The following is a 1,473-nucleotide window of genomic DNA, read 5'->3' as shown; positions in this document are numbered from 1 at the left end:
TGCTTGCCGCGGCGTTGCGGGCCAAGCAGCCCGAGCCGCACGCTTTCGCCGCGTTCCTCGCCCAGGCCCACAACGCCGGAGTGCCGGTGGACTGGGCGGCCGTGCTGGCCGGCGGGAAGCGCATCGACCTGCCTACCTACGCCTTCCAGCACCAGCGCTACTGGCTGATGCCCGACACCAGCACCCTCGACCGGGTCGACCATCCCCTGCTGACCGGCGCCGTGCGCGTCGGCGACCGCGACGAATGGGTGTTCACCGGACGGCTCTCCCGCGACCTCGCCCCCTGGCTGCCCGACCACGCCGTGCTGGGCACGGTGGTCGTCCCCGGCACCGCCCTGGTCGAGCTGGCGCTCACCGCCGGACGGCATGCCGGCACCCCGGTCGTCGACGAACTCACCCTCGAAGCACCCCTGGTCGTGCCGGCCGACGCCGAGGTGCGGCTCCAGGTCACCGTCGGTGAGCCCGGCGGGGACGGTCGCCGTGCGGTGGCCGTCTACTCGCACGCCGACGACTCCCACGCCGGCCGCTGCCACGCGCGCGGCGTCCTGGCCGCCGTCGACGACGAAGTGCTCCCCTCACCGGGGACGCCGTGGCCGCCGGCGGACGCCGAACCGATCGGGGTCGACGCGCTCTACGCCCGGCTTGCCGAGATGGGCTACGAGTACGGCCCGGCTTTTCAGGGCGTCGAAGCGGCCTGGCGCGATGGGGACGCGGTGTACGCCGAGGTCGCGCTCGCCGGTGAGTACACCGAGGCGGCGCGCCATTTCGTGCTGCACCCGGCGCTGTTCGACGCGGCGCTGCACGGCGGCCCAGACCTGCTCGACCGGGGTGACGGCACGGCGCCGGGTCTACCGTTCGCATTCTCCGGCGTCCGGCTCGACCGCACCGGCCTCAGCCGCCTCCGGGTGCGCGTGACGACCACCACCGCCGCCGCGACGCTGCGGATCGACATCGCCGACGACCAAGGCGGCGGGGCCGGCCGGATCGACGCCCTCGCGCTCCGCCCCGCCGACAGCCGGCAGCTCACGGGCGCCGCGCCCGGCGGGTCGCTGCACACCCTCGATTGGATCCCCGTCCCGTCCGGGACGGCCCGGACCGACGCCGCGGCGGACCTGGTCATCGCCACCGTGGACGACCCCTCGGGCGACGACCCGGCGGAGCGTGCCCGGGCCGTGACCGCGTGGACTCTGGACCTGCTGCAACGCCGGCTCGCCGAGCCCGCCGCCACGGCCACTCGGCTCGTCGTGGTCACCCGTCAGGGGGTTGCGGTGGGTGATGAGGCGGTTGATCTTGCGATGGCGCCGGTGTGGGGTTTGGTTCGTAGTGCTCAGTCTGAGCATCCGGGCCGGTTTCAGCTTGTTGATTTGCCCGGTGGGGAGCCTGATCCGGATTGGGTGGCGCTTGCCGCGACCGGGGAACCTCAGCTTGCTGTCCGTGGTGGTGTTCCGCTGGCTCCCCGGCTTGCTGCGCACA

The 1,473-nt window shown here is 73.8% G+C and carries 1 protein-coding gene; it reads left to right on the top strand.

Annotation, left to right across the window (positions count from 1 at the left end; translation table 11 throughout):
* A partial coding sequence (locus tag E1258_RS32585) for a polyketide synthase dehydratase domain-containing protein (protein WP_207919935.1) occupies nt 1-1,473 on the top strand: 1,473 nt, incomplete at both ends.

Origin of the sequence: Micromonospora sp. KC207, assembly GCF_004348615.1 — a bacterium.
Lineage (GTDB): Bacteria > Actinomycetota > Actinomycetes > Mycobacteriales > Micromonosporaceae > Micromonospora.
This window is presented reverse-complemented; position numbering and strand designations above follow the sequence as displayed.